This window comes from Hafnia sp., from assembly GCF_036648275.1.
Classification (GTDB): Bacteria; Pseudomonadota; Gammaproteobacteria; order Enterobacterales; family Enterobacteriaceae; genus Hafnia; species Hafnia alvei.
Genome location: NZ_JAVXIQ010000019.1, coordinates 13,626 through 39,056 on the forward strand (window position 1 = coordinate 13,626; position 25,431 = coordinate 39,056).

The following is a 25,431-nucleotide window of genomic DNA, read 5'->3' on the forward strand; positions in this document are numbered from 1 at the left end:
TCTCCCGTTGTCGCCGAGTTAAGAACGCAAAACATAAAAAAAGCCGGCATAAGCCGGCTTGAGATGATGACTCGCTTGTTAAGCGATGGGTTATACGTTCTCGTGAACGATAACACGTGGGAGATCAGTCTCTTCCTCACGCAGTGTCAAAATCTCGCAACCGTTATCAGTCACCACAATAGTATGCTCATACTGTGCGGACAAGCTGCGATCTTTAGTTTTTACCGTCCAGCCATCTTTCATGGTGCGGATGCGGTAATCACCGGCGTTGACCATAGGTTCGATGGTGAACGTCATGCCTTTTTGCAGTACCACACCACCGTCGTCGGCATTGTAATGCAGAACCTGCGGTTCTTCGTGGAACACTTCACCGATGCCGTGACCACAGTATTCGCGCACCACGGAGAAGCCGTGTGATTCGACGAATTTCTGGATTTCAGCACCGATAGTGCGCAGGCGGATACCCGGTTTTACCATTTTCAGTGCCAGATAGAGGCTTTCCAGCGTGATGCGACACAGACGCTCACCCAGAATGGTAGGTTCACCCACGATAAACATTTTTGAAGTATCGCCGTGCCAGCCATCTTTGATAACGGTCACGTCGATGTTGACGATGTCGCCGTTCTTCAAGATTTTTTCGTCGCTAGGAATGCCGTGGCAAACCACTTCATTCACAGAGATGCAGACGGATTTTGGATAGCCGTGATAGCCCAAGCAAGCGGAGATCGCATGCTGTTTTTGGGTAATATAATCGTCGCAGATACGGTCAAGTTCACCGGTGCTGACACCAGGAACAACGTACGGCTCGATGATTTCTAGGATTTCCGCAGCCAGTCGTCCAGCCACGCGCATTTTTTCGATTTGTTCAGGTGTTTTTATTGAAATTGCCATGAAGTATGTGTCCGCAGGTGTCGTGAAATCGACAATGAGAATCAATTGCTGAACATGGTAACAGTCCTCGGAACCGCTGCCAAATCCTACGATAGCCGTGGGCTCAAAATGCAACAAAAGGTGGAGTCTATGGCTCGTTTATGGTATAAAGCGCGCCGCAGTTCCTATATCTTCTGTTTCTTTTGCTCAATAGAGCGGGGCGTTGATAAGGAAGCTGTAAATCTCAATTGTGTTATTTGTATTCTTTGCAAAGAAACGACAACAACACACACATATCGGCACGTGCGCCGGGGTGCCTTGCAGGATGAGTCTTAGGACAATGCCTTGCCGGGTCGGCTCATGGGATATGTGGAGGCTTAACCCCAAACTTTATATAGAGGTTTAATCATGGCAACTGTTTCCATGCGCGACATGCTCAAGGCTGGTGTTCACTTTGGTCACCAGACCCGTTACTGGAACCCGAAAATGAAGCCTTTCATCTTCGGTGCGCGTAACAAAGTTCACATCATCAACCTTGAAAAAACTGTTCCAATGTTCAACGAAGCTCTGGCTGAGTTGCAGAAGATTTCTGCTCGTAAAGGCAAAATCCTGTTCGTTGGTACTAAACGCGCTGCAAGCGAAGCGGTAAAAGAAGCTGCTAACAGCTGCGACCAGTTCTTCGTGAACCATCGCTGGTTGGGCGGTATGCTGACTAACTGGAAAACCGTTCGTCAGAGCATCAAGCGTCTGAAAGATCTGGAAACCCAGTCTCAGGATGGCACCTTCGAAAAACTGACCAAAAAAGAAGCGCTGATGCGCGCTCGTGAACTGGCCAAGCTGGAAAACAGCCTGGGCGGTATCAAGGACATGGGTGGCTTGCCAGACGCTCTGTTCGTAGTTGATGCCGATCACGAACACATCGCGATTAAAGAAGCCAACAACCTGGGTATCCCGGTATTCTCTATCGTTGATACCAACTCCGATCCGGACGGCGTTGACTTCGTTATCCCTGGTAACGATGACGCAATCCGTGCAGTAAACCTGTACCTGAGCGCTGTAGCGGCAACTGTCCGTGAAGGCCGTTCTCAGGATCTGGTTTCCCAAGCGGAAGAAAGCTTCGTAGAAGCTGAATAATAAGGCAAGCTCAAAATTTGAGCCCTTATTAACCAGGTATTAAAATATGTTGGTTAGGGGGCCTTTATGGCCCCCCCTTTCTTTGTAAAAATCGCCTTTTTATCACGGCGATATAAAGAACCAATCCCTAGATGAGAGAACCAGTCTCCGTGAGGTTCGCTCTTCACGACGAGACCACCGAGGAAAATACAATGGCTGATATTACCGCCGCCCTGGTAAAAGAACTGCGTGAACGTACTGGCGCAGGCATGATGGATTGTAAGAAAGCGCTGACCGAGGCCCAAGGCGACATCGAGCTGGCAATCGAAAACATGCGTAAATCTGGCGCGATCAAAGCGGCGAAAAAAGCAGGCAACGTTGCTGCTGATGGCGTGATCAAAACCAAGATTGAAGGCAACTACGGTGTGATTCTGGAAGTTAACTGCCAGACTGACTTCGTTGCTAAAGACGGTGGTTTCCAGGCATTCGCTGAGAAAGTGCTGGACGCTGCGTTTGCAGGCAAAATCACCGACGTTGAAGTACTGAAAGCACAGTTCGAAGAAGAGCGTGTTGCACTGGTTGCTAAAATCGGTGAAAACATCAACATCCGTCGCGTTTCTTCTCTGGAAGGCGATGTACTGGCTAGCTACCTGCACGGTGCTCGCATTGGTGTTCTGGTTGCTGCTACTGGCGCTGATGAAGAACTGGCTAAGCAACTGGCAATGCACGTTGCTGCAAGCAAGCCTGAATTCGTTAAACCAGAAGACGTTTCTGCTGAAGTAGTAGAAAAAGAGTACCAGGTTCAGCTGGACATCGCGATGCAGTCTGGTAAGCCGAAAGAAATCGCAGAGAAAATGGTTGAAGGCCGCATGAAGAAATTCACCGGCGAAGTTTCTCTGACTGGTCAAGCTTTCGTTATGGACCCAAGCAAAACTGTTGGTCAGCTGCTGAAAGAGCACAATGCTGACGTTACCAATTTCATCCGCTTCGAAGTGGGTGAAGGTATCGAAAAAGCGACCGTAGACTTTGCTGCAGAAGTTGCTTCAATGACTAAAGGCGCTTAATCGCCTTCAAATGGAACCGCCGCAGGGTGGTTCCATTGTTTTATCTGGAAACGTTAGGCGCATAGCCCTTAGCCAACGTAGAAAGGTTTACACTATTAAGTATCCCAGCCAGCATTAGAATGTATCCCAATGATCGGTTACGACCGTGCATTGAAATACCTCCGACTATTTATTGACTGCTTCTTAGGACAGAACACCATGGCAACTAACTCCAAACCCGTATATCAGCGTATCTTGCTCAAGCTTAGCGGTGAAGCCCTGCAAGGTGCAGAAGGTTTTGGCATCGATGCAAGCGTACTGGATCGTATGGCTCAGGAAGTTAAAGAGCTGGTCGAATTAGGCATTCAAGTCGGTGTTGTCATCGGCGGCGGAAACCTGTTCCGTGGCGCAGGTCTGGCACAAGCGGGCATGAACCGCGTTGTGGGCGATCACATGGGGATGCTTGCCACCGTGATGAACGGCTTGGCAATGCGTGATGCGCTGCATCGTGCCTATGTGAACGCGCGTCTGATGTCTGCGATTCCACTTAACGGCGTGTGCGATAACTACAGCTGGGCAGAAGCAATTAGCCTGCTGCGTAACAACCGCGTAGTGATTTTCTCTGCCGGTACCGGTAATCCATTCTTCACGACTGATTCCGCAGCCTGTCTGCGTGGTATTGAAATCGAAGCTGACGTGGTGTTGAAGGCGACCAAAGTTGACGGTGTGTATTCAGCCGATCCGGTCACCAATCCAGATGCAACGCTGTTCGATCAAATGACCTATCAGGACGTTTTAGAAAAAGAACTGAAAGTCATGGATCTGGCCGCTTTCACCTTGGCTCGCGACCATAACCTGCCGATTCGTGTGTTTAACATGAACAAGCCAGGTGCTCTGCGTCGTGTCGTTATGGGTGAGAAAGAAGGCACGCTGATCTCCAAATAATTTGGAGCATAACGGCGCTCTACGAACGTGAGAGCCTTACGCGTCATTTTTACTCGATGAATATTGCGTCAGGCTTTCTTGCCAGTTACGCTTGATTGAAAATATATCGGCGTTTCTCATGATGAAGCGCCAGTTTAATTAACCGTTTTCAAGGGTTCGCAACGTGATCAACGAAATCAAAAAAGATGCCGAAACGCGCATGGATAAATGCGTTGAAGTATTTAAGTCAAACATCAACAAGATCCGTACAGGTCGTGCTCATCCGAACCTGCTGGATGGTATTTCTGTAGAATATTATGGATCTGCTACGCCTCTGCGTCAGGTTGCTAACGTGGTTGCTGAAGACTCTCGCACACTGGCAATCACCGTGTTCGATCGTTCTCTGTCTGCTGCGGTAGAAAAAGCGATCATGGCTTCAGATTTGGGCTTAAACCCAATGTCTGCGGGCGCGGTTATCCGTGTTCCATTGCCAGCGCTGACCGAAGAACGTCGTAAAGATCTGATCAAACTGGTTCGTGCTGAAGCTGAACAGGGTCGTGTTTCTGTTCGTAACGTACGCCGCGATGCGAACGATAAAGTCAAAGTTTTGCTGAAAGATAAAGAAATCAGCGAAGACGAAGATCGTAAATCGCAAGACGAAGTGCAGAAAATGACAGACGTGATGATCAAAAAGATCGACGCTGCATTAGCTGACAAAGAAAAAGAGTTGATGGAAGTTTAATTCCTCACTGGCTTGAAAAAAGCGTCGCCCCGGCGGCGCTTTTGTTTTTTGGGCTATCCGAGAAACCTCAGGCTGTTGCTGAAGACGGGCTAATTCTCATAGACAATCCGCCGTCTTAGTTTCAGACTGATGCATCTCCTGTTCTAAACAGTTATTCAGAAGACCCCTCATGAAGCAACTGACTATTCTTGGTTCTACCGGCTCCATTGGCACCAGTACACTGGCTGTGGTGCGAGCAAATCCTGATAATTTTAAAGTTGCCGCGCTGGTGGCAGGTAAAAACGTCGAAGTCATGTTCCAGCAGTGCGTTGAATTTGCTCCGCGCTACGTTTCTATGGCTGATGATCATGCTGCCCAGACGCTTCGTCAACGCTTACAAGATGCTGGGATCAGCGGCATTGAGGTGATGTCTGGAGAGCAGGCCGCCTGCGATTTAGCTGCGCTAGATGACGTTGATCAGGTTATGGCTGCCATCGTCGGCGCAGCAGGTCTGTTACCAACGTTGGCCGCGATTAAAGCCAATAAGCAGGTTTTACTGGCCAATAAAGAGGCGTTAGTGACCTGTGGACGTCTGTTTATGGATGCACTGAAGCAGAGTCGCGCTCAGCTGTTGCCTATCGACAGCGAACATAACGCTATTTTTCAGAGTTTGCCCGAGGCTGTACAAAAGAATCTTGGCTTTGCCTCACTGAATGAGAATGGCATATCGCGTATTGTTCTCACTGGCTCTGGGGGCCCATTCCGTCAATTGCCGATGAGTGATTTCGCTGCGGTCACGCCAGATCAGGCTTGTGCGCACCCGAACTGGTCAATGGGGCGTAAGATTTCCGTTGATTCTGCCACCATGATGAATAAAGGGCTGGAGTATATCGAAGCTCGCTGGCTGTTTAATGCCTCTGAGTCTGAGATGGAGGTGATTATTCACCCTCAATCCGTTATTCACTCTATGGTGCGCTACCGCGATGGGAGCGTCATTGCGCAGCTAGGTTCGCCTGACATGCGTACGCCAATTGCCCATGCGATGGCTTATCCTGCTCGCGTGCAAACCGGTGTCGAACCTCTCGATTTCTGCAAAATTGGATCATTTACGTTCGAGCAACCCGATATGGTGCGCTATCCTTGTTTGCAACTGGCGATAGACGCGTCGCGGGCAGGGCAGGCAGCGACAACCGCGTTGAATGCGGCGAACGAAGTTTCAGTGGATGCATTCTTACGCGGGCAAATTCGCTTTACGGATATTGCGGCGTTAAATCAGGATGTTTTGTCGTCATTATCTTGTTGTGAGCCGCAAAGTATTGCAGAAGTCTTGGATATTGATCGCCAAGCGCGCGAAGTAGCCACTCGTTTGAGCGCGAACTTCCTAATATAGATTAGTTATTCCCTGTGTAGGTAGTTTGTGGCTGTTCAGGTGAAATGATATAGTTTGCGACAACTTTTGGCGGGTCGAGATGTTTAGTGTGCTAAGGATTTTGATTTTGCTGCTGATTAATTGGTTAGCCGTGACTAGTACACGGCTTTTTTGCGCATTAAACACTTGGTTATTTAATACTCGGTTCAGTTTGTGCAATTGATGTCGCATGGGCAAGGTGAGCTTGATGTTGTGGCTTACTTTAGTGCCATGCTTTTGAGGAATTGATTACACGTATGTCTTCCACTCAATCACCAATGACTGACGAGATGGTCTGTGGTCCACAGCACGTCGCTATCATTATGGACGGCAATGGCCGTTGGGCGAAGCGTCAGGGCAAAATGCGTGTATTTGGCCATAAAGCTGGGGTGAAATCGGTACGTCGTTCCGTACGTTTTGCGGTTAGCCATGGCATCAAGGCGTTAACGTTGTATGCGTTTAGTAGTGAGAACTGGAACCGCCCAGCGCAGGAAGTCAGTGCGCTAATGGAGCTCTTCATTCGGGCATTAGACGGTGAAGTGAAAAGCTTGCATAAGCACAATGTACGTCTGAAAATCATCGGTGATATCGGCCGTTTTAGCTCGCGCTTACAAGAGCGTATTCGTCGTTCTGAGCAATTAACTGAAAATAATGATGGGCTAACGTTAAATATTGCCGCTAATTATGGTGGGCGATGGGATATCATGCAGGGCGTGAAAACGCTGGCCGAGCAGGTCAAGGCCGGAGTGCTTCAACCTGAAGATATCACTGAGGACTTGCTGAGCCAGCAAGTTTGCTTACATGAACTGGCTCCGGTTGACCTTGTCATTCGGACCGGTGGAGAGCATCGGGTCAGCAACTTTTTGCTGTGGCAAATCGCATATTCCGAGTTTTATTTCACGGATGTGCTGTGGCCTGATTTTGATGAACTTACCTTTGAAGGTGCACTTAATGCATTTGCGCAACGCGAGCGCCGCTTCGGAGGCACTACACCTATCAACGCATCAGATGCGTCTTAGGGGGATCTCTTGCTGAAGTCTCGCATTATTACTGCTTTGATCTTAGTGCCTATTGTCATTGCGGCGCTGTTTTTATTACCTCCTGTAGGTTTTGCGATTGTGACCTTAGTCATATGCATGCTAGCCGCTTGGGAGTGGGGACAACTTGCTGGTTTTACATCTAATTCGCAGCGTATTTGGGGCGCAGTGATCTGTGGCCTAGTGCTGGCTGCGATGTTGCTGAGCCTGCCTGAATTTAATCGAAGCGTGCACCTGCCGTTAATTGCCGGTTCGCTGTGGGCATCAGTTGTTTGGTGGATTGTCGCGCTGTTTTTAGTGCTGTTTTATCCCAAGTCTGCGGGATGGTGGAAACACTCTCGCGTGCTCAAAATTGTTTTTGGCGCAGCAACCATTATTCCGTTCTTTTGGGGAATGATTGCACTACGCCAACACGGTTATGACGCCGATCATTATCAAGGGGCGTGGTGGCTGTTGTACGTAATGTTCCTGGTATGGGGTGCGGATTCTGGCGCTTACATGTTTGGTAAACTGTTTGGTAAAAACAAGCTGGCGCCAAAGGTTTCTCCGGGTAAAACGTGGGAAGGCTTCATCGGTGGTTTGATTACCTCAGCGCTAATTTCATGGGGTTTTGGTTTGTACGCCCCGCTCGCTGTGGTGCCAACTACGCTGCTGGTTTGCTCTATTGTGGCCGCTCTGGTTTCTGTGCTGGGCGATTTAACCGAAAGCATGTTCAAACGTGAAGCCGGCATCAAAGACAGTGGGCATTTAATCCCCGGTCATGGTGGCATTCTGGACCGTATTGATAGTTTGACTGCGGCAGTACCGGTGTTTGCATGTCTTATGCTGTTAGTGTTTTACTAGTCCGCTTGAGACAGGGAGCTTACCAATGACCAATATACTCTGGAGCCTGATTGCGTTTTTAGTGGCGCTTGGGGTGTTGATCACGGTGCATGAGTTTGGCCACTTTTGGGTGGCTCGCCGTTGTGGCGTAAAGGTAGAGCGCTTTTCTATCGGTTTTGGTAAGGCGCTGTGGCGTCGCGTAGACCGCAGCGGTACGGAATATGTGCTGGCTCTTATCCCGCTTGGCGGCTATGTCAAAATGCTGGATGAGCGGGTAGAGAGCGTTGCCCCTGAGTTTCGCCATCAGGCGTTTAATAACAAAACGGTGTGGCAGCGAGCGGCCATTGTCAGCGCAGGGCCTATTGCTAACTTCTTGTTTGCCATTGTTGCCTACTGGTTTGTTTTCGTGATTGGTGTACCTAGCGTTCGTCCGGTTATTGGCGAAATTGTTCCTCAATCGGTAGCGGCTCAAGCAGATATTTCGCCAGGATTGGAACTAAAGTCCGTTGCAGGTATCGAAACGCCTGACTGGGATTCTGTTCGTTTAGCGCTGGTCGGAAAAATTGGCGCGAAAGAGACGACCGTTGAAGTTGCACCGTTTGGTAGTGACAATAAAACGCAGAAAACTCTGGATCTGACGCATTGGCAGTTTGAGCCAGATAAGCAAGATCCGGTGGTTTCGCTTGGCATCGTGCCGCGTGGCCCGCAGATTGAGCCGATCCTTGCTGAAGTGCAGAAGGATTCAGCGGCTCAGAAAGCAGGTTTGCAAGTCGGCGATAGGATCGTTAAAGTCGATGGTCAGCCGTTATTGAACTGGCAAACTTTTGTTAAACAGGTCCGTGAAAGACCTAACGAAAGCATAGCACTTGATATTGAACGCAATGGAAATATTCAATCATTGCAGTTAACACCAGACAGCAAAGCTGTTGGTGCGGGTAAAATGGAAGGCTTTGCTGGCATCGCGCCGAAAGTTATTCCTTTACCCAATGAGTATAAGACGATTCGACAATATGGACCGTTTATGGCGATCTATCAGGCCAGTGATAAAACATGGCAATTGATGAAGCTAACGGTCTCTATGGTAGGGAAACTAATTACTGGTGATGTGAAGCTGAATAACCTGAGTGGGCCGATTTCGATCGCGCAGGGCGCAGGGATGTCAGCGGAGTACGGTGTTGTGTATTACCTAATGTTCTTAGCGCTTATCAGCGTTAATTTAGGGATTATCAACCTGTTCCCACTCCCAGTACTTGATGGTGGTCACTTGCTCTTCTTAGCGATTGAAAAGCTAAAAGGAGGGCCGGTTTCCGAGCGAGTTCAAGACTTCAGTTATCGCATCGGTTCTATTTTACTGGTGTTGTTAATGGGGCTTGCACTCTTCAATGATTTCTCGCGCCTCTAAGGGACGGGATTTAGGTTAGGAAGAACGCATAACAACGATGGCGATGAAAAAGTTGCTCATAGCGTCGCTGCTGTTTGGCAGCGCAACCGTATACGGTGCAGATGGATTCGTAGTGAAAAATATTCATTTCGAAGGCCTGCAGCGGGTCGCCGTCGGTGCGGCGTTACTTAACATGCCGGTTCGCGTTGGCGATACCGTCAGCGATGAAGATCTCAGTAACACTATTCGCGCATTATATGCGACCGGCAACTTCGAAGATGTTCGGGTGCTGCGCGATGGTGAGAACTTGATCGTGCAGGTTAAGGAACGTCCTACGATCGCGAGTATTACCTTCTCCGGTAACAAGTCTGTAAAAGACGACATGCTGAAGCAGAACCTTGAAGCTTCTGGCGTGCGCGTAGGTGAAGCTCTGGACCGCACAATGCTTTCTAGCATTGAAAAGGGTCTGGAAGATTTCTACTACAGCGTCGGTAAATACAGTGCGACGGTGAAAGCGGTGGTAACACCTCTGCCTCGTAACCGTGTTGACTTGAAACTGGTATTTACTGAAGGTAAATCCGCTCAGATTCAGCAAATCAATATCGTAGGGAACCACGCGTTCACCTCCGAAGAGTTGATTGCTCGTTTCCAACTGCGCGACGAAGTTCCTTGGTGGAACTTGGTTGGTGACCGTAAATATCAAAAACAAAAACTGTCTGGTGACTTAGAAACCTTGAGAAGCTTCTATTTGGATCGCGGCTATGCCCGTTTCAACATTGATTCTACTCAGGTGAGCTTAACGCCGGATAAAAAAGGCATCTACATCACTGTTAACATCACTGAAGGCGACCAGTACAAACTCACTGGCGTTGACGTGAACGGTAACATGGCGGGTTATAGCACTGAAATCAACCGCTTGACCACGATTGAACCGGGTGAACTGTATAACGGTGCTAAAGTGACCAAGATGGAGGATGACGTTAAGAAACTCCTCGGTCGCTACGGCTACGCTTATCCAAAAGTACAGACTCAGCCTGAAATCAACGATGCGGATAAAACCGTTAAGTTGCATATGAACGTTGATGCGGGTAACCGTTACTACGTTCGTAACATCAAGTTTGCAGGCAATGACACCAGTAAAGATTCCGTTCTGCGTCGTGAAATGCGCCAGATGGAAGGTGCATGGCTGGGCAGCGACTTGGTCGACCAGGGTAAAGAACGTCTGAACCGTACCGGTTATTTTGAAACCGTTGACGTTGATACTCAGCGTGTTCCTGGTACGCCAGATCAGGTAGATGTTACCTATAAGGTGAAAGAGCGTAACACCGGTACTTTCAACTTCGGTGTGGGCTTCGGTACTGAAAGTGGCGTTAGCTTCCAAGTCGGCGTTCAGCAGGAAAACTGGTTGGGTACAGGTAATACCGTCGGTATTAGCGGTACCAAAAACGATTACCAAACCTATGCTGAATTGTCTATGACAGACCCGTACTTCACCGTTGACGGTGTGAGCTTGGGTGGTCGTATTTTCTATAACGACTTTAAAGCTGATGATGCGGACCTGTCTGACTATACCAACAGCAGCTATGGACTTGATGGCACCTTAGGGTTCCCAATCAACGAAAATAACTCGTTGCGTACCGGTCTGGGTTACGTGCATAACTCCCTGTCTGATATGCAGCCACAGGTGGCTATGTGGCGTTATCTGGACTCCATGGGACAGCATCCGGATGATACGAAGAAAGCTGACTATACCGCTGATGACTTCACTTATACCTTAGGTTGGTCATATAACAACGTTGACCGTGGGTTCTTCCCAACTCAGGGTACGAAAGCGTCTCTGAACGGTAAAGTGACCATCCCTGGTTCTGATAACGAATACTACAAAATCACGTTCGATAGCCAAAGCTATCTGCCGTTGGATGACGATCGTTCTTGGGTTGTGATGGGGCGTTCCCGTTTAGGCTACGGTGACGGTCTGGGCGGTAAAGAGATGCCGTTCTATGAAAACTTCTATGCCGGTGGTTCTAGCTCGGTACGTGGTTTCCAATCGAATAACATCGGTCCTAAAGCGGTTTATCTGAATTCGAACGGCAGCATTGATAGCAGCAAAACGGATGACAACGATGCGGTGGGCGGTAACGCCATGGCAGTGGCCAGCCTTGAGCTGATTACGCCAACGCCGTTCGTGGGTGAGAAATATTCCAACTCCCTGCGTACCTCTATCTTTATGGATGCGGGTACCGTTTGGGATACTAACTGGGATAACAACGGCTGTGGCGCGACCTCCTGTAGTTCTCAGGGCATTCCTGACTACAGCGATCCGAGCAACATTCGTGTCTCTGCGGGTCTAGCACTACAGTGGATGTCTCCACTGGGGCCGTTGGTGTTCTCGTACGCTCAGCCAGTTAAAAAATATGACGGTGATAAATCGGAACAGTTCCAATTTAACATCGGTAAGACTTGGTAATAAGCTACTCTATAAAAGCTACTGTATAAGGTATGGGGATACGTCCTCATACCATAATGCATAAGTTCCACTCAGAGCGTTCTTTTATAATGGACGTTGTGAGAGACACTATGGGTCGGTGCCTATGCGGTATACGTGTCGTCGACACATATGGGTGATGGTAAGGAGTCTAAATTGAAAAAGTGGTTATATGCGGCAGGTCTGGGCATGGCATTAGCAGTTTCTGCTAACGTACAAGCTGCTGATAAGATTGCAATTGTAAACGTATCCAGCATCTTCCAGCAGTTGCCACAGCGTGCAACCGTTGCGAAACAACTGGAGAACGAGTTCAAAAGCCGCGCAACTGAGTTGCAGGGTCAGGAACGCGATCTGCAGTCAAAAATGCAAAAACTGCAACGTGATGGTTCTACCATGAAAGCAAGCGATCGTACCAAGATGGAAAAAGACATCATGGCACAGCGTGACGCTTTCTCTCAGAAAGCTCAGGCTTTTGAGCAGGATAACCGACGTCGTCAGGGCGAAGAACGTAATAAGCTGTTGAGCCGCATTCAGGATGCCGTTCGTGCCGTTGCTAAAGACAAAGGCTACGATCTGGTTATTGATGCAAATGCTGTTGCTTATGCTGATTCTTCCAACGACATCACTGCACAAGTGCTGAAACAGGTTAAATAAGGCATGGCTTCAATTCGACTCGCTGATCTCGCTCAGCAGTTGAATGCAGAGCTTCACGGTGATGGCGATATCGTCATCACCGGCGTTGCTTCAATGCATTCGGCAAAATCGCAGCAAATCACTTTTTTATCTAACAGTCGCTACCGTGAACAATTAGCAGCTTGTAATGCAAGCGCTGTGGTGTTGACTGAAGCGGATCTGCCTTTCTGTACATCGGCGGCGTTGGTAGTAAGAAACCCTTACTTAACCTATGCACTGATGGCGCAGATTATGGATACAACACCGGCTCCGGCAAAAGATATTGCGCCGAGTGCGGTGATTGATGCAACGGCTCAGCTTGGCAACAATGTTTCTGTTGGCGCCAATGCGGTCATTGAAGAGGGCGTCGTGTTAGGCGACAACGTCATCATTGGCGCGGGTTGCTTCGTAGGTAAGTTCACGAAAATTGGTTCAGGCACACGCTTGTGGGCCAACGTTAGCGTTTATCACCAGATCGAAATCGGTGACAAATGTCTGATTCAGTCAGGAACCGTTATCGGCGCTGATGGTTTTGGTTATGCTAACGATCGCGGCAATTGGATTAAAATTCCACAGCTCGGCACGGTACGCATCGGCGATCGCGTTGAGATTGGCGCATGTACCACCATCGACCGTGGCGCTTTGGATGATACCATTATTGGCAACGGCGTAATTATCGACAATCAATGCCAGATTGCACATAACGTTATGATTGGCGACAATACAGCAGTTGCTGGCGGTGTTATCATGGCGGGCAGTCTGAAGATTGGTCGTTACTGCCAGATTGGCGGTGCAAGTGTGATCAATGGTCACATGGAAATTTGCGACAAAGCCGTGGTAACGGGAATGGGTATGGTGATGCGTCCTATCACTGAACCGGGTATTTATTCCTCTGGTATTCCGCTGCAACCCAACAAGGCATGGCGTAAAACGGCAGCTCTGGTGATGAATATTGATGAAATCAATAAGCGTCTAAAAGCCGTTGAAAAGAAAGTCACTAATGACTAACGACTAAAGCCATACCTTTGTCAGTGAATACATATTCCTGGCATTTACCCTGTTTTACTGGGTATAAAACGATTTGCGGCCTGCATCATTGTCTTTATATGGACATGAGGCGGGCCGTGTTGTTGATGACAATTAGTTTTCCTACAGGAAGAGTATTTTGACTACTGACACTCATACTCTCAATATTTCCGAGATTTTAGAGTTACTGCCGCACCGTTTTCCGTTCCTTTTAGTGGATCGCGTTCTTGATTTTGAAGAAGGCAAATTCCTGCGTGCAGTGAAAAACGTTACTTTTAACGAGCCGTTTTTCCAGGGCCACTTCCCTGGCAAACCGATTTTCCCAGGCGTGTTAATTCTAGAAGCGATGGCTCAGGCCACCGGTATTCTGGCATTTAAAAGCGCGGGCAAACTGGAGCCAGGCGAGTTGTACTATTTTGCTGGTATTGACGATGCTCGCTTTAAGCGTCCCGTTCAGCCGGGCGACCAGATGATTCTGGAAGTTGAATTCCTCAAAGAGCGCCGCGGCGTAGCTCGCTTTAACGGTGTTGCCAAAGTAGACGGTAAGATTGTTTGCGAAGCTTCAATGATGTGTGCCCGTAGCCGGGAGGCCTAATACGTGATTGACCCAACCGCCTTTATCCATCCAAGTGCCATAGTCGAAGACGGCGCAGTCATTGGTGCCGGTGTGCATATCGGTCCTTTTTGCTACGTCGGCTCCCAAGTGGAAATCGGCGAAGGTACCGTGCTGAAGTCCCATGTCGTCGTCAATGGTATTACTAAAATTGGCCGTGATAACGAGATCTATCAGTTCTCCTCTATTGGTGAAGTGAATCAGGATCTGAAATATGCTGGCGAACCTACCCGCGTAGAAATCGGCGATCGTAACCGTATTCGCGAGAGTGTCACCATTCATCGTGGTACTGCACAGGGCGGTAACCTAACGAAAGTAGGTAGCGATAACTTGCTGATGATTAATGCGCATATCGCGCACGATTGTGTCATCGGTAACCGTTGTATTTTCGCTAACAACGCAACGTTAGGTGGTCATGTTACGGTTGATGATTTTGCGATCATCGGTGGAATGACAGCGGTTCACCAGTTCTGTGTGATTGGTGCGCATGTGATGGTCGGCGGCTGTTCTGGCGTCGCGCAAGACGTGCCTCCGTATGTGATTGCACAGGGTAACCATGCAACTCCGTTCGGCCTGAATATTGAAGGCCTGAAGCGCCGTGGTTTCGAAAAAGAGTCTCTGCATGCGATTCGTAACGCATACAAGATCCTTTATCGTAGCGGAAAAACGCTAGAAGAAGCCAAGCCAGAAATTGCCGAGTTAGCCAAACAGCATCCTGCTGTTCAGCTGTTCGTTGATTTCTTTGAGCGTTCGACTCGCGGCATTATCCGCTAAGCCATGACGTTATCTCAGATAGCCTCTGACTCGTTGTCGGTGGATCGCGCTTCGCGTCCGCTGACGATTGGTCTGGTCGCCGGGGAAACCTCCGGCGATATCCTCGGTGCGGGTTTGATCCGTGCTTTGAAAGCGCGTCATCCCAATGCGCGTTTTGTTGGCGTAGCCGGTCCTCTGATGCAGGCCGAAGGCTGTGAAGCCTGGTTTGAAATGGAAGAGCTGGCGGTGATGGGGATTGTTGAAGTTCTCGAACGCCTGCCTCGTTTGCTTAAAATTCGTCGTGAACTGACCCAACGCTTTACCGAGCTTAAGCCCGATGTTTTCGTCGGTATCGATGCGCCCGATTTTAATATCACGCTGGAAGGCCGCTTAAAGCAGCAAGGTATTCGAACCATTCATTATGTCAGCCCGTCAGTATGGGCGTGGCGACAGAAGCGTGTTTTCAAAATTGGCAAGGCAACCGATTTGGTTTTAGCCTTTCTGCCTTTTGAAAAAGCGTTTTATGACAAATTCAATGTTCCGTGCCGTTTCATTGGCCATACGATGGCAGATGCAATGCCGCTCAATCCGGATAAACAGGCTGCGCGTCAAGCATTGGGCATTGCTCCCGATGCTTTGTGCTTAGCTTTACTGCCGGGCAGCCGTAGCGCCGAAGTTGAGATGTTGAGCGCTGACTTCTTAAAAACAGCGATGATCTTGCGGGAGAAGTATCCGGCATTAGAAATCGTCGTACCGCTGGTTAACGCCAAACGCCGCGAACAGTTTGAACGCATTAAAGCTGAAGTGGCACCAGAATTAACCGCTCATCTTCTCGATGGACAAGCGCGTAATGCGATGTACGCCAGCGATGCGGCGCTGTTAGCTTCTGGTACGGCAGCGCTGGAATGTATGCTGGCGAAATGCCCAATGGTGGTTGGCTACCGCATGAAACCGTTCACCTTCTGGTTGGCTGAGCGTCTGGTGAAAACAGATTATGTTTCATTGCCAAATCTGTTGGCGCGCCGTGAGTTGGTGCAAGAACTGCTACAGCACGATTGCCAGCCTGAAAAATTAGCCGCTGCTTTATTGCCGCTGTTAGAAGGTGGCGAAGCCACTAAAGTCTTGCAAAAGACCTTCCTCGAATTGCACCAAAGTATCCGCTGCGGCGCCGATGAACAAGCGGCCGATGCGGTACTGTCTTTAGTTAATCAATAAGTTAATCAATAGGCCGTAATTCAATGAGCACCAATTCAGTGAGTGACATTTTTGTCTATCCTATCGCGCAGCGAATTGCAGGCGTTGATGAAGTAGGACGCGGGCCTTTGGTTGGCGCGGTTGTCACTGCGGCAGTGATCCTCGATCCTGCGCGTCCGATTGTGGGCTTGGCCGACTCGAAGAAATTAAGTGAAAAGCGCCGTAACGCACTGTATGACGAAATTATTGAGAAAGCGTTGAGCTGGAGCTTAGGCCGCGCAGAGCCGCACGAAATTGATGAGCTGAACATCCTGCATGCCACTATGCTGGCGATGCAAAGAGCAGTGGCTGGATTGTCGATCGAACCTGACTTTGTGCTGATTGATGGTAATCGTTGCCCGAAATTGCCTATGGCTTCGCAGGCCGTAGTGAAAGGTGATAGCCGCGTGGCTGAAATCAGCGCGGCCTCTATTTTGGCTAAAGTCACCCGCGACCGTGAAATGGAAGTTCTGGATGCCCAATTCCCAGACTATGGTTTTGCACAGCATAAAGGCTATCCAACTGCTTTCCATCTTGAGCGCTTAGCGCAGTTGGGCGCAACTGAACACCACCGTCGCAGCTTTGGGCCGGTTAAACGTGTTCTTGGGTTAATATAATTAATCCCCATCTATGTACTACTTTAGTAACCGGTTTTTAGGCGAGTAATTGACATATGGCAGAACCACGTTTCATACATTTGCGCGTTCACAGTGACTATTCCATGATCGATGGGCTGGCGAAAGTCGGCCCATTAGTCAAGAAAGTGGCTGCGCTAGGTATGCCTGCCTTTGCGATTACTGACCATACCAATATGTGCGGGCTAGTGAAGTTTTATGGCGCGGCGCACGGGGCTGGAATCAAGCCGATTATTGGCGCAGATGTATTGGTTAAAAGCGAAATGCTGGGCGATGAGCTTTCGCATTTAACTATATTGGCGGCAAATAACACCGGTTATCAAAACCTAACCCTGCTTATTTCACATGCGTATCAACGTGGTTATGGTGCCGATGGCCCGGTCATCGACCGTGATTGGCTGATTGAATACCGTGAAGGGCTGATATTGCTGTCAGGCGCACGCCAAGGTGACGTAGGTAAAATGCTCCTGCGTGGTAATCAGCAGCTAGCGCATGAGTGCGTTGATTTTTATCAGCAATATTTTCCTGATCGCTATTATCTAGAGCTTATACGCACTGGCCGCCCTGATGAAGAGAGCTATCTGCATTTTGCCGTGGCCTTGGCTGAAGAGCGCGATCTTCCGGTCGTGGCTACCAACGATGTGCGCTTTCTAGAAACCGGTGATTTCGATGCGCATGAAATTCGAGTCGCTATCCATGATGGTTTCACCTTAGACGATCCAAAACGACCTAAAAACTACAGTGCTCAGCAGTACATGCGCAGCGAAGAAGAGATGTGTGAGCTGTTTGCCGACATCCCCGAAGCGCTTGAAAACAGCGTAGAGATTGCTAAGCGTTGTAACGTGACGATCCGGTTAGGTGAGTATTTTCTGCCACAGTTTCCGACTGGCGAGATGTCGACCGAAGACTTCTTGGTGGCAAAATCCAAGCAGGGTTTGGAAGAACGTCTCGAGTTTTTATTTCCCGATCCTGAAGAGCGCGCCAAACGCCGTCCTGAGTATGACGAGCGTTTAGAGATTGAACTCAAAGTTATCAACCAGATGGGATTCCCTGGCTACTTCCTGATCGTGATGGAGTTTATCCAGTGGTCGAAAGATAACGGCGTACCGGTAGGGCCGGGGCGTGGTTCTGGTGCGGGGTCGTTAGTGGCCTATGCGCTGAAAATCACCGATCTGGATCCGCTGGAGTTCGATCTGCTGTTCGAACGATTCTTGAACCCAGAACGTGTTTCCATGCCTGACTTTGACGTCGACTTTTGCATGGAGAAACGCGATCGGGTTATCGATCACGTGGCTGAAATGTACGGTCGTGATGCGGTATCGCAGATTATTACCTTCGGTACCATGGCGGCGAAAGCGGTTATCCGCGACGTTGGCCGCGTATTAGGGCATCCGTATGGTTTTGTCGATCGTATATCAAAATTAGTGCCGCCAGAGCCGGGGATGACGCTGGCTAAAGCCTTTGAAGCTGAACCGCAGCTGCCAGAAATTTATGAGGCGGATGAAGAGGTTCGTGCGCTGATCGACATGGCTCGTAAGCTTGAAGGCGTCACGCGTAACGCCGGTAAGCACGCTGGTGGGGTGGTAATTTCACCGACCAAAATTACTGACTTTGCGCCGCTATACTGTGACTCTGAAGGTAATCACCCCGTCACACAGTTTGATAAAAGCGACGTAGAGTATGCAGGCCTAGTTAAGTTTGACTTCTTGGGCCTGCGAACGCTGACGATCATCGACTGGGCGCTTGAGATGATTAACGCCCGCCGTGCTAAAGCGGGCGAAGAGCCAATCGACATTGCGGCTATTCCGCTCGACGATAAAAAAAGTTTCGATATGCTGCAACGCTCGGAAACCACGGCGGTATTCCAGCTTGAATCGCGCGGCATGAAAGATTTGATCAAACGCCTGAAGCCTGACTGCTTCGAAGATATGATCGCATTGGTGGCGCTTTTCCGCCCCGGTCCTTTGCAGTCAGGGATGGTTGATAACTTTATCGACCGTAAACACGGGCGTGAAGAAGTGTCTTACCCTGATGTTCAGTGGCAGCATGAGTCACTGAAACCCGTGCTGGAGCCGACCTACGGCATTATCCTGTATCAAGAACAGGTTATGCAGATTGCTCAGGTGCTCGCCGGCTATACGCTAGGCGGCGCAGACATGCTTCGTCGTGCAATGGGTAAAAAGAATCCCGTTGAAATGGCTAAGCAGCGCGGTGGGTTTGAAGATGGAGCCAAAGCGCGTGGCGTTGACGGTGAGCTGGCGGTTAAAATCTTCGACTTGGTAGAGAAATTTGCCGGTTATGGGTTTAACAAATCGCACTCCGCTGCCTATGCGCTGGTTTCCTATCAAACGCTGTGGCTAAAGGCGCACTATCCCGCTGAGTTTATGGCTGCGGTAATGACAGCCGATATGGATAACACCGAAAAAGTTGTTGGCTTGGTGGATGAATGCTGGCGCATGGGGCTAAAAGTTCTGCCGCCGGATATTAACAGCGGGCAGTATCATTTCCACGTGAATGACGATGGCGAAATTGTTTACGGTATCGGTGCGATTAAAGGCGTGGGTGAGGGGCCGATTGAGGCTATCATCGACGCGCGTAACGAAGGCGGTCATTTCAAAGAGTTATTTGATCTGTGTGCTAGAACAGACACTAAAAAGCTAAACCGGCGTATGCTGGAGAAGCTTATTATGTCTGGTGCATTTGACCGTTTAGGTCCGCACCGTGCTGCGCTGATGAACTCGCTGAATGACGCATTGAAAGCCGCAGATCAACATGCCAAAGCAGAGGCTATTGGTCAGGTGGATATGTTTGGCGTACTGGCTGAAGCACCTGAACAAGTTGAGAAATCCTATAGCAGCGTTGCACCGTGGCCTGCTCAGGTGGTATTGGATGGCGAGCGTGAAACGTTAGGTTTATATCTAACAGGCCACCCCATCACCCAATACCTGAAGGAGATAGAGCGCTACGCCGGTGGCATGCGCCTAAAAGATATGCATCCGACGGATCGGGGCAAAATGACCACTGCGGTTGGTCTCGTGGTAGCTGCACGAGTGATGACCACCAAGCGGGGTAATCGTATTGGCGTTTGCACACTGGATGACCGTTCCGGTCGTCTCGAAGTGATGCTATTTACCGATGCGTTAGATAAATACCAACATTTGCTGGAAAAAGACCGTATCCTGATTGCCAGCGGACAGGTCAGCTTTGATGACTTTAGCGGTGGGCTTAAAATGATCGCCCGCGAGCTAATGGACATCAGTGAAGCACGCGAAAAATATGCGCGTGGGCTTGCTATCTCGCTGACTGACAGGCAAATTGATGACCAGCTTTTAAACCGTCTCCGCGACTCGTTGGAACCACATCGGTCGGGGACGATTCCAGTGCATTTATACTATCAACGTGATAATGCACGCGCTAAGTTAAGATTTGGCGCGGCCTGGCGGGTAACGCCGACAGATCGCCTGCTAGTTGACCTTCGTACTCTGGTGGGTAATGAACAGGTTGAACTGGAATTTGACTAATATAGGAATACTATGAGTCTGAATTTTCTGGATTTTGAACAGCCGATTGCAGAACTTGAAGCGAAAATTGACTCGCTAACTTCAGTCAGCCGTCAAGACGAAAAATTAGATATTAATATCGACGAAGAAGTACAGCGCCTGCGTGATAAGAGCGTTGAACTGACACGTAAGATATTTTCTGATCTGGGTGCATGGCAGGTTGCGCAATTAGCGCGCCATCCGCGTCGTCCTTATACGCTGGATTATATCGAACATATCTTTACTGACTTCGATGAGTTGGCAGGCGATCGCGCCTATGCTGATGACAAGGCGATTGTCGGTGGTATGGCTCGTTTAAATGGTCGCGCGGTGATGATTATTGGTCATCAGAAAGGACGTGAAACCAAAGAGAAAATCCGTCGCAACTTTGGTATGCCAGCGCCGGAAGGATACCGTAAGGCTCTGCGCCTGATGGAAATGGCCGAGCGCTTTAAACTGCCAATCATTACCTTTATCGACACCCCAGGAGCATATCCTGGCGTTGGCGCTGAAGAGCGTGGTCAGTCCGAAGCTATCGCTCGTAACCTGCGTGAAATGTCAGGTTTGACCGTGCCGGTTATCTGCACCGTGATTGGTGAAGGTGGTTCGGGTGGTGCGTTGGCTATCGGCGTTGGCGATAAAGTTAACATGCTACAGTACAGCACCTACTCCGTTATTTCTCCGGAAGGTTGCGCCTCAATTCTGTGGAAGAGCGCCGATAAAGCGCCATTAGCCGCCGATGCGATGGGTATTACGGCTCCGCGTCTGAAAGAACTTAAGCTGATTGACTCTGTTATCCCTGAACCTTTGGGCGGTGCGCATCGCGATGTTCCTGCGATTGCTGCATCTCTGAAAGCGCAGCTATTAGCAGATTTAGGCGATCTTGATGTGTTAGAAACAGAAGAACTGTTGAATCGTCGCTACCAGCGCCTGATGAACTACGGTTACTGCTGATAGCCATCACGAGTAATGTTCATTCTAAAGCCCGGTTATGCCGGGCTTTGTTGTTTTTATCGTTCGTTCAGTTTCTTTTGTTTGGCTTACACTTTATGAAGCGCTTTTTGTCAGCGTAAAATTGCTTTCTGCATTGTTAAGGGGTAATTTCCCCGAGAATCGTTTGCATTTGGAGGCTGTGTGAAACTCAATAAAATCCACCACATCGCAATTATTGCGTCAGATTATCAGCGCAGTAAGTCTTTCTACTGTGATGTTTTAGGTTTTACGTTACTGAGCGAAGTGTATCGCGCAGAGCGTGATTCTTGGAAAGGGGATTTAGCACTGAACGGTGACTATACGATTGAGCTGTTTTCATTTCCAAAGCCTCCCGCGCGCGTGTCTCGGCCTGAAGCCTGTGGTTTGCGTCATCTGGCATTCAGCGTAGATGATATTGATAGTGCGGTAAAACATCTGGAAAATCATGCGGTGCGTTGTGAAGAGGTACGCATTGACCCCTATACTGAACGTCGATTTACATTTTTCTCGGATCCTGATGGGCTGCCGCTTGAGCTCTATCAAATGGGTGATGACTTGAAAAATAGTACCAATTGCTGAAAATATAATACCAAAAGTGCATAGGGTGCAGCGGTTTACTGTGTAACAAGTCCCGCTGTGCTACTATTGCGCGCTTCTTTCCATTTCCCTCTGAGCCTTAGCACACCATGCAAGAGCAAACTTTCCGCGTTGGCGAATGGTTGGTTTTAGCCGCTGATAATAAGATCACCCGTGATGGTCGTTTATTAGTGCTAGAGCCTCGCCTCATCGATATGTTGAGCTACTTTGCTCATCATCCCGATACGGTACTAAGCAGGGATGAACTAATTGATAACGTATGGAAACGTAATATTGTCACCAATCATGTGGTGACTCAGTGTATCTCTGAGCTGAGGAAATATTTAAAAGACGGGCGACCTGACGCGCCCGAGTACATCGTGACAGTGCCTAAACGCGGCTACAAACTGGTTGAACCGGTTATCTGGTGCGAAGAGGGCGGGGCTGATTTTACTTTGCCGACTCAAGCGCCGGTCAAAGTGGTGATTGAGCACGAGCCGGAAGATGGCAGCGCGATCTCGCATACTGTCACTGCATCTGATGTTCATCCTGAGCAATCATCGCTTAGCCATGTCCAAACGGCCAGCCCTGACGTCGCACCGAAAGATACGGGCGATAAAAAACGTTCGTCTAAGCTGTGGCGCTCACGTTTTTGGGTGTGGGTTGCATTTTTATCCTCATTGGTGTTGTGTATCTCGTTGATTGGGCTAGCCGTTTTTAATCAGCGAGTGCCTGTTGCTCCTGCGCCCATGCTGCTGAATCCTCGTGATATTGATATCCGTATTCAGGGCGGGAATAGTTGCACCAACTGGACTAATCAGCTTTCGTACGTCGTTGGCCTGAGCGAAATGCTAGCGCAGGGTCTGAATACCCATTCAACGTTTTTAGTGCACGATCAAACCAACTACAACTACGGCGGGCCGAGCAGTTCAGGCAAGTCTATGTTCATTGAGTTTGTGAATCAGAGGCACTATCGCGCACAGCAGTGTTTCTTGTCCGTGCGCCTGATTGATAACGCTGATAGCTCAGTGATGCTGGAGAAACGCTACTTTATTACGACGGATAATTTGCTGACGGTGCAGAAAGACTTCATCGATAGCATGTTCCAAACGTTAAAAGTGGTTCAGCCTGCGAGTATGGTACAGAGAATTGAAACGCTGGTGCCGCAGCATAGTCAGATATTGCAGCTCTATTATCAGGCTCACCAGCTTTTGATTCAGGGCGATAGCGATTCATTGAATCAAGCTAGTACCTTACTTGCCCAGATTACAAAACAGTCGCCGGACTTTGTTTATGCGCGTGCAGAAAAAGCGTTGGTAGATATATTGCTGAATTCATACCAGCCGTTTAATGCCTCAGATCTCGCTGCTCTGCGTAAAGAGATTACTGACGTTGAGGCTATTCCAATATTGCAAAATAGCGCAATTATTCAGCAGATATATGCGGTTGATTATTTAAGTCAGGGTAAAGTCGATGAAGCCTTTAAGATGATTAATAAAGGCATAGATTTAGAGATGTCTTGGTTAAACTATGTCTTACTTGGCAAAGTCTACGAATTGAAAGGACAAAATAACCTTGCTGCAGATGCTTATATTACCGCTTTCAATTTACGTCCAGGAAATAATACCTTGGATTGGATCAAAAATGGCGTCTTCCAAACCAATGTTATCCGCGTTGCCCCTTACTTAGCGAATTACGACTTCTCCGATAACAATTAATTTGTATGATATTTAATCCAGCCTGTTCCCTTATAAAGGAGCAGGCTTTTTTTACCCCCAAAGAATTATAAACCTCCCTCGGATTCTTCACTGACAATGAAAAATATATGCATTAAGTGTGTTGTTTTTTTGTTTCTCTGTATGTGTTAATTTTGTTTCATTAAACGTTATTTTACCTTAAAAAATCAGCGGTAATTTTTATGTCAACATACTGTTTTTATTGGTTTAATTTTTATTTTCTTGATGTTTTTTTATTGTCTGGATAAAAAGGTCAAGATGTCATTTCTTGGGACACGCTGATAATTTAACTTTACCTTTAGGACTTTTATTTTGCCGGTCAGTAACATGCATCCCATCAAGTCGAACACCTAACTGCGGTAATGAGTGAATACGACTTTTCTGAAAATTAATCAGGAGCAACTGACCATGTCATCAAGCAAGAAAATCGGGCTAATTGCCTGCACCGGCGTAGTAGCTGGTAATATGATGGGGAGCGGTATTGCACTATTACCTGCGAACCTGGCGAGTCTCGGTTCCATCGCAATATTTGGTTGGATCATTTCATTAATCGGTGCAATGTCTCTAGCGTATGTATATGCACGTTTGGCTACTAAGAACCCTCAGGAAGGTGGCCCTATTGCTTATGCTGGTGAAATTGGTCCGGCATTCGGTTTCCAAACCGGTGTTCTTTATTACCATGCAAACTGGATTGGTAATTTAGCAATCGGTATTACCGCAGTTTCTTATCTATCTACTTTCTTCCCAGTATTGAATAGCCCAATTGCAGCTGGCGCAGCATGTATCGCCATTGTATGGATCTTCACTTTCGTGAATATGCTGGGTGGTACTTGGGTAAGCCGCTTAACTACTATCGGTCTGGTTCTGGTGTTAATCCCAGTAATCGGTACTGCTATCGCAGGTTGGGCTTGGTTTGACCCTGCTACTTATCACGCTAACTGGAACACTTCTGGCGGTACCGATAGCCACGCGGTTATCAAAAGTATCCTGCTGTGCCTGTGGGCGTTCGTCGGTGTTGAATCCGCAGCGGTAAGTACTGGTATGGTGAAAAACCCATCTCGTACCGTTCCACTGGCTACCATGTTGGGTACTGCTCTGGCAGGTATCGTTTATATCGCAGCAACTCAGGTTATCGCAGGTATCTACCCAGCGAGCCAAATGGCGGCTTCTGGTGCACCGTTCGCAATGAGTGCTTCAACTATGGTTGGCGGCTGGGCTGCTCCAGTAGTGTCTGCTTTCACCGCATTCGCATGTTTAACCTCTTTAGGTTCTTGGATGATGCTGGTGGGTCAAGCCGGTGTGCGTGCTGCTAAAGACGGTAACTTCCCTAAAGTGTACGGCGAGCTGGACAAAAACGGCATTCCTAAGAAAGGCCTGTTGTTAGCCGCAGTGAAAATGACCGTACTGATGGTTCTGATTACTGTAATGAGCGCTAGCGGCGGTAAAGCGTCTGACCTGTTCGGTGAACTGACAGGTATCGCGGTTCTGCTGACTATGCTGCCTTACTTCTACTCTTGCGTTGACCTGATTCGTTTCGAAGGCGCCAACGTGAAAAACCTGTTGAGCCTGGTTGCATCGGTTCTGGGTTGTTGCTTCTGCTTTATCGCTCTGATGGGTGCGGGTTCATTCGAACTGTCCGGTACCTTCATCGTGAGCCTGGTTATCCTGATGTTCTATGCACGTAAAATGAACTCTCGCAAACCACAAGCTAGCGCAGACAGCAACGCATAAGTGACTTGGCTAACGCCACGTACACAACGAATTGAGTAATCCTCGCGATTACACACAGCAAGACAATTAATTTATCCAGCCTCTCTCTGTTTGAAGTACTTCTACTGAAAAGTAGAGAGGGGCCAGCTTTTTGCCTGGAGA

Annotated in this window: 21 protein-coding genes; 20 read left to right on the forward strand and 1 reads right to left on the reverse strand. The window is 48.7% G+C overall.

What is annotated here, in order from left to right:
- Window positions 1-90 precede the first annotated feature (90 nt).
- Window positions 91-891 carry a type I methionyl aminopeptidase gene (gene map, locus RSC70_RS15380; RefSeq protein ID WP_025800227.1) on the reverse strand — a complete coding sequence of 267 codons (801 nt, stop codon included), beginning with the start codon at window positions 889-891 and terminating at the stop codon, window positions 91-93.
- A 387-nt stretch (window positions 892-1,278) separates the two neighbouring features.
- Between map and rpsB the strand changes: the two genes are divergently transcribed.
- The 20 genes from rpsB (at window position 1,279) to cadB (ending at window position 25,290) form a co-directional block, all read left to right on the forward strand.
- Window positions 1,279-2,004, forward strand: coding sequence for a 30S ribosomal protein S2 (gene rpsB, locus RSC70_RS15385; protein ID WP_332542950.1), 726 nt, complete (start codon window positions 1,279-1,281; stop codon window positions 2,002-2,004).
- Between the two features lie 191 nt (window positions 2,005-2,195).
- Window positions 2,196-3,047, forward strand: a complete 852-nt coding sequence (gene tsf / locus RSC70_RS15390; protein ID WP_025800225.1) for a translation elongation factor Ts — start codon at window positions 2,196-2,198, stop codon at window positions 3,045-3,047.
- A 198-nt stretch (window positions 3,048-3,245) separates the two neighbouring features.
- Window positions 3,246-3,971, forward strand: a complete 726-nt coding sequence (pyrH, locus tag RSC70_RS15395; protein ID WP_020303583.1) for a UMP kinase — start codon at window positions 3,246-3,248, stop codon at window positions 3,969-3,971.
- A gap of 163 nt (window positions 3,972-4,134) precedes the next feature.
- Window positions 4,135-4,692, forward strand: coding sequence for a ribosome recycling factor (gene frr, locus RSC70_RS15400; RefSeq protein WP_025800224.1), 558 nt, complete (start codon window positions 4,135-4,137; stop codon window positions 4,690-4,692).
- 169 nt (window positions 4,693-4,861) lie between these two features.
- A complete protein-coding gene (gene ispC / locus RSC70_RS15405) occupies window positions 4,862-6,061 on the forward strand; it encodes a 1-deoxy-D-xylulose-5-phosphate reductoisomerase (RefSeq protein WP_332542951.1) in 1,200 nt (399 codons plus the stop codon).
- A gap of 275 nt (window positions 6,062-6,336) precedes the next feature.
- Window positions 6,337-7,098, forward strand: coding sequence for a (2E,6E)-farnesyl-diphosphate-specific ditrans,polycis-undecaprenyl-diphosphate synthase (gene ispU, locus RSC70_RS15410; protein WP_025800222.1), 762 nt, complete (start codon window positions 6,337-6,339; stop codon window positions 7,096-7,098).
- A gap of 9 nt (window positions 7,099-7,107) precedes the next feature.
- Window positions 7,108-7,959, forward strand: coding sequence for a phosphatidate cytidylyltransferase (cdsA, locus tag RSC70_RS15415; RefSeq protein WP_046359633.1), 852 nt, complete (start codon window positions 7,108-7,110; stop codon window positions 7,957-7,959).
- Window positions 7,960-7,984: 25 nt separating this feature from the next.
- Complete coding sequence (gene rseP, locus RSC70_RS15420) at window positions 7,985-9,340, forward strand: sigma E protease regulator RseP (protein ID WP_040047098.1); 1,356 nt, start codon at window positions 7,985-7,987, stop codon at window positions 9,338-9,340.
- A 37-nt stretch (window positions 9,341-9,377) separates the two neighbouring features.
- Window positions 9,378-11,786: an outer membrane protein assembly factor BamA gene (gene bamA / locus RSC70_RS15425; RefSeq protein ID WP_025800219.1), complete on the forward strand. Its 2,409-nt coding sequence runs from the start codon at window positions 9,378-9,380 to the stop codon at window positions 11,784-11,786.
- A 174-nt stretch (window positions 11,787-11,960) separates the two neighbouring features.
- The gene (gene skp / locus RSC70_RS15430; RefSeq protein ID WP_025800218.1) at window positions 11,961-12,458 is read left to right on the forward strand and encodes a molecular chaperone Skp; all 498 of its coding nucleotides are present in this window, start codon (window positions 11,961-11,963) and stop codon (window positions 12,456-12,458) included.
- Between the two features lie 3 nt (window positions 12,459-12,461).
- A complete protein-coding gene (gene lpxD, locus RSC70_RS15435) occupies window positions 12,462-13,484 on the forward strand; it encodes a UDP-3-O-(3-hydroxymyristoyl)glucosamine N-acyltransferase (protein WP_332542952.1) in 1,023 nt (340 codons plus the stop codon).
- Window positions 13,485-13,641: 157 nt separating this feature from the next.
- Window positions 13,642-14,097, forward strand: a complete 456-nt coding sequence (gene fabZ / locus RSC70_RS15440; protein WP_025800216.1) for a 3-hydroxyacyl-ACP dehydratase FabZ — start codon at window positions 13,642-13,644, stop codon at window positions 14,095-14,097.
- 3 nt (window positions 14,098-14,100) lie between these two features.
- The gene (gene lpxA, locus RSC70_RS15445) at window positions 14,101-14,889 is read left to right on the forward strand and encodes an acyl-ACP--UDP-N-acetylglucosamine O-acyltransferase (RefSeq protein WP_040047101.1); all 789 of its coding nucleotides are present in this window, start codon (window positions 14,101-14,103) and stop codon (window positions 14,887-14,889) included.
- Between the two features lie 3 nt (window positions 14,890-14,892).
- Window positions 14,893-16,083: a lipid-A-disaccharide synthase gene (lpxB, locus tag RSC70_RS15450; RefSeq protein WP_332542953.1), complete on the forward strand. Its 1,191-nt coding sequence runs from the start codon at window positions 14,893-14,895 to the stop codon at window positions 16,081-16,083.
- A 38-nt stretch (window positions 16,084-16,121) separates the two neighbouring features.
- A complete protein-coding gene (gene rnhB, locus RSC70_RS15455; protein WP_234618958.1) occupies window positions 16,122-16,718 on the forward strand; it encodes a ribonuclease HII in 597 nt (198 codons plus the stop codon).
- 56 nt (window positions 16,719-16,774) lie between these two features.
- Entirely contained in the window at window positions 16,775-20,257 is a 3,483-nt protein-coding gene (dnaE, locus tag RSC70_RS15460; RefSeq protein ID WP_040047103.1) for a DNA polymerase III subunit alpha, read from the forward strand.
- 12 nt (window positions 20,258-20,269) lie between these two features.
- Window positions 20,270-21,229 (forward strand): acetyl-CoA carboxylase carboxyl transferase subunit alpha, encoded by a 960-nt coding sequence (gene accA / locus RSC70_RS15465; protein WP_025800211.1) that lies wholly within the window; start codon window positions 20,270-20,272, stop codon window positions 21,227-21,229.
- 180 nt (window positions 21,230-21,409) lie between these two features.
- Complete coding sequence (locus RSC70_RS15470) at window positions 21,410-21,826, forward strand: VOC family protein (protein ID WP_046458961.1); 417 nt, start codon at window positions 21,410-21,412, stop codon at window positions 21,824-21,826.
- A gap of 107 nt (window positions 21,827-21,933) precedes the next feature.
- Window positions 21,934-23,541 carry a lysine decarboxylation/transport transcriptional activator CadC gene (gene cadC / locus RSC70_RS15475; protein WP_332542954.1) on the forward strand — a complete coding sequence of 536 codons (1,608 nt, stop codon included), beginning with the start codon at window positions 21,934-21,936 and terminating at the stop codon, window positions 23,539-23,541.
- Between the two features lie 426 nt (window positions 23,542-23,967).
- Complete coding sequence (gene cadB / locus RSC70_RS15480) at window positions 23,968-25,290, forward strand: cadaverine/lysine antiporter (RefSeq protein ID WP_025800208.1); 1,323 nt, start codon at window positions 23,968-23,970, stop codon at window positions 25,288-25,290.
- The last annotated feature ends 141 nt before the right edge of the window (window positions 25,291-25,431 follow it).

What these genes read in the sequence shown, in the direction of transcription:
- map (WP_025800227.1), bottom strand. Translation starts at nt 891, where the DNA reads ATGGCAATTTCAATAAAAACACCTGAACAAATCGAAAAAATGCGCGTG.
- rpsB (WP_332542950.1), top strand. Translation starts at nt 1,279, where the DNA reads ATGGCAACTGTTTCCATGCGCGACATGCTCAAGGCTGGTGTTCACTTT.
- tsf (WP_025800225.1), top strand. Translation starts at nt 2,196, where the DNA reads ATGGCTGATATTACCGCCGCCCTGGTAAAAGAACTGCGTGAACGTACT.
- pyrH (WP_020303583.1), top strand. Translation starts at nt 3,246, where the DNA reads ATGGCAACTAACTCCAAACCCGTATATCAGCGTATCTTGCTCAAGCTT.
- ispC (WP_332542951.1), top strand. Translation starts at nt 4,862, where the DNA reads ATGAAGCAACTGACTATTCTTGGTTCTACCGGCTCCATTGGCACCAGT.
- ispU (WP_025800222.1), top strand. Translation starts at nt 6,337, where the DNA reads ATGTCTTCCACTCAATCACCAATGACTGACGAGATGGTCTGTGGTCCA.
- rseP (WP_040047098.1), top strand. Translation starts at nt 7,985, where the DNA reads ATGACCAATATACTCTGGAGCCTGATTGCGTTTTTAGTGGCGCTTGGG.
- bamA (WP_025800219.1), top strand. Translation starts at nt 9,378, where the DNA reads ATGGCGATGAAAAAGTTGCTCATAGCGTCGCTGCTGTTTGGCAGCGCA.
- lpxD (WP_332542952.1), top strand. Translation starts at nt 12,462, where the DNA reads ATGGCTTCAATTCGACTCGCTGATCTCGCTCAGCAGTTGAATGCAGAG.
- lpxB (WP_332542953.1), top strand. Translation starts at nt 14,893, where the DNA reads ATGACGTTATCTCAGATAGCCTCTGACTCGTTGTCGGTGGATCGCGCT.
- dnaE (WP_040047103.1), top strand. Translation starts at nt 16,775, where the DNA reads ATGGCAGAACCACGTTTCATACATTTGCGCGTTCACAGTGACTATTCC.
- accA (WP_025800211.1), top strand. Translation starts at nt 20,270, where the DNA reads ATGAGTCTGAATTTTCTGGATTTTGAACAGCCGATTGCAGAACTTGAA.
- cadC (WP_332542954.1), top strand. Translation starts at nt 21,934, where the DNA reads ATGCAAGAGCAAACTTTCCGCGTTGGCGAATGGTTGGTTTTAGCCGCT.
- cadB (WP_025800208.1), top strand. Translation starts at nt 23,968, where the DNA reads ATGTCATCAAGCAAGAAAATCGGGCTAATTGCCTGCACCGGCGTAGTA.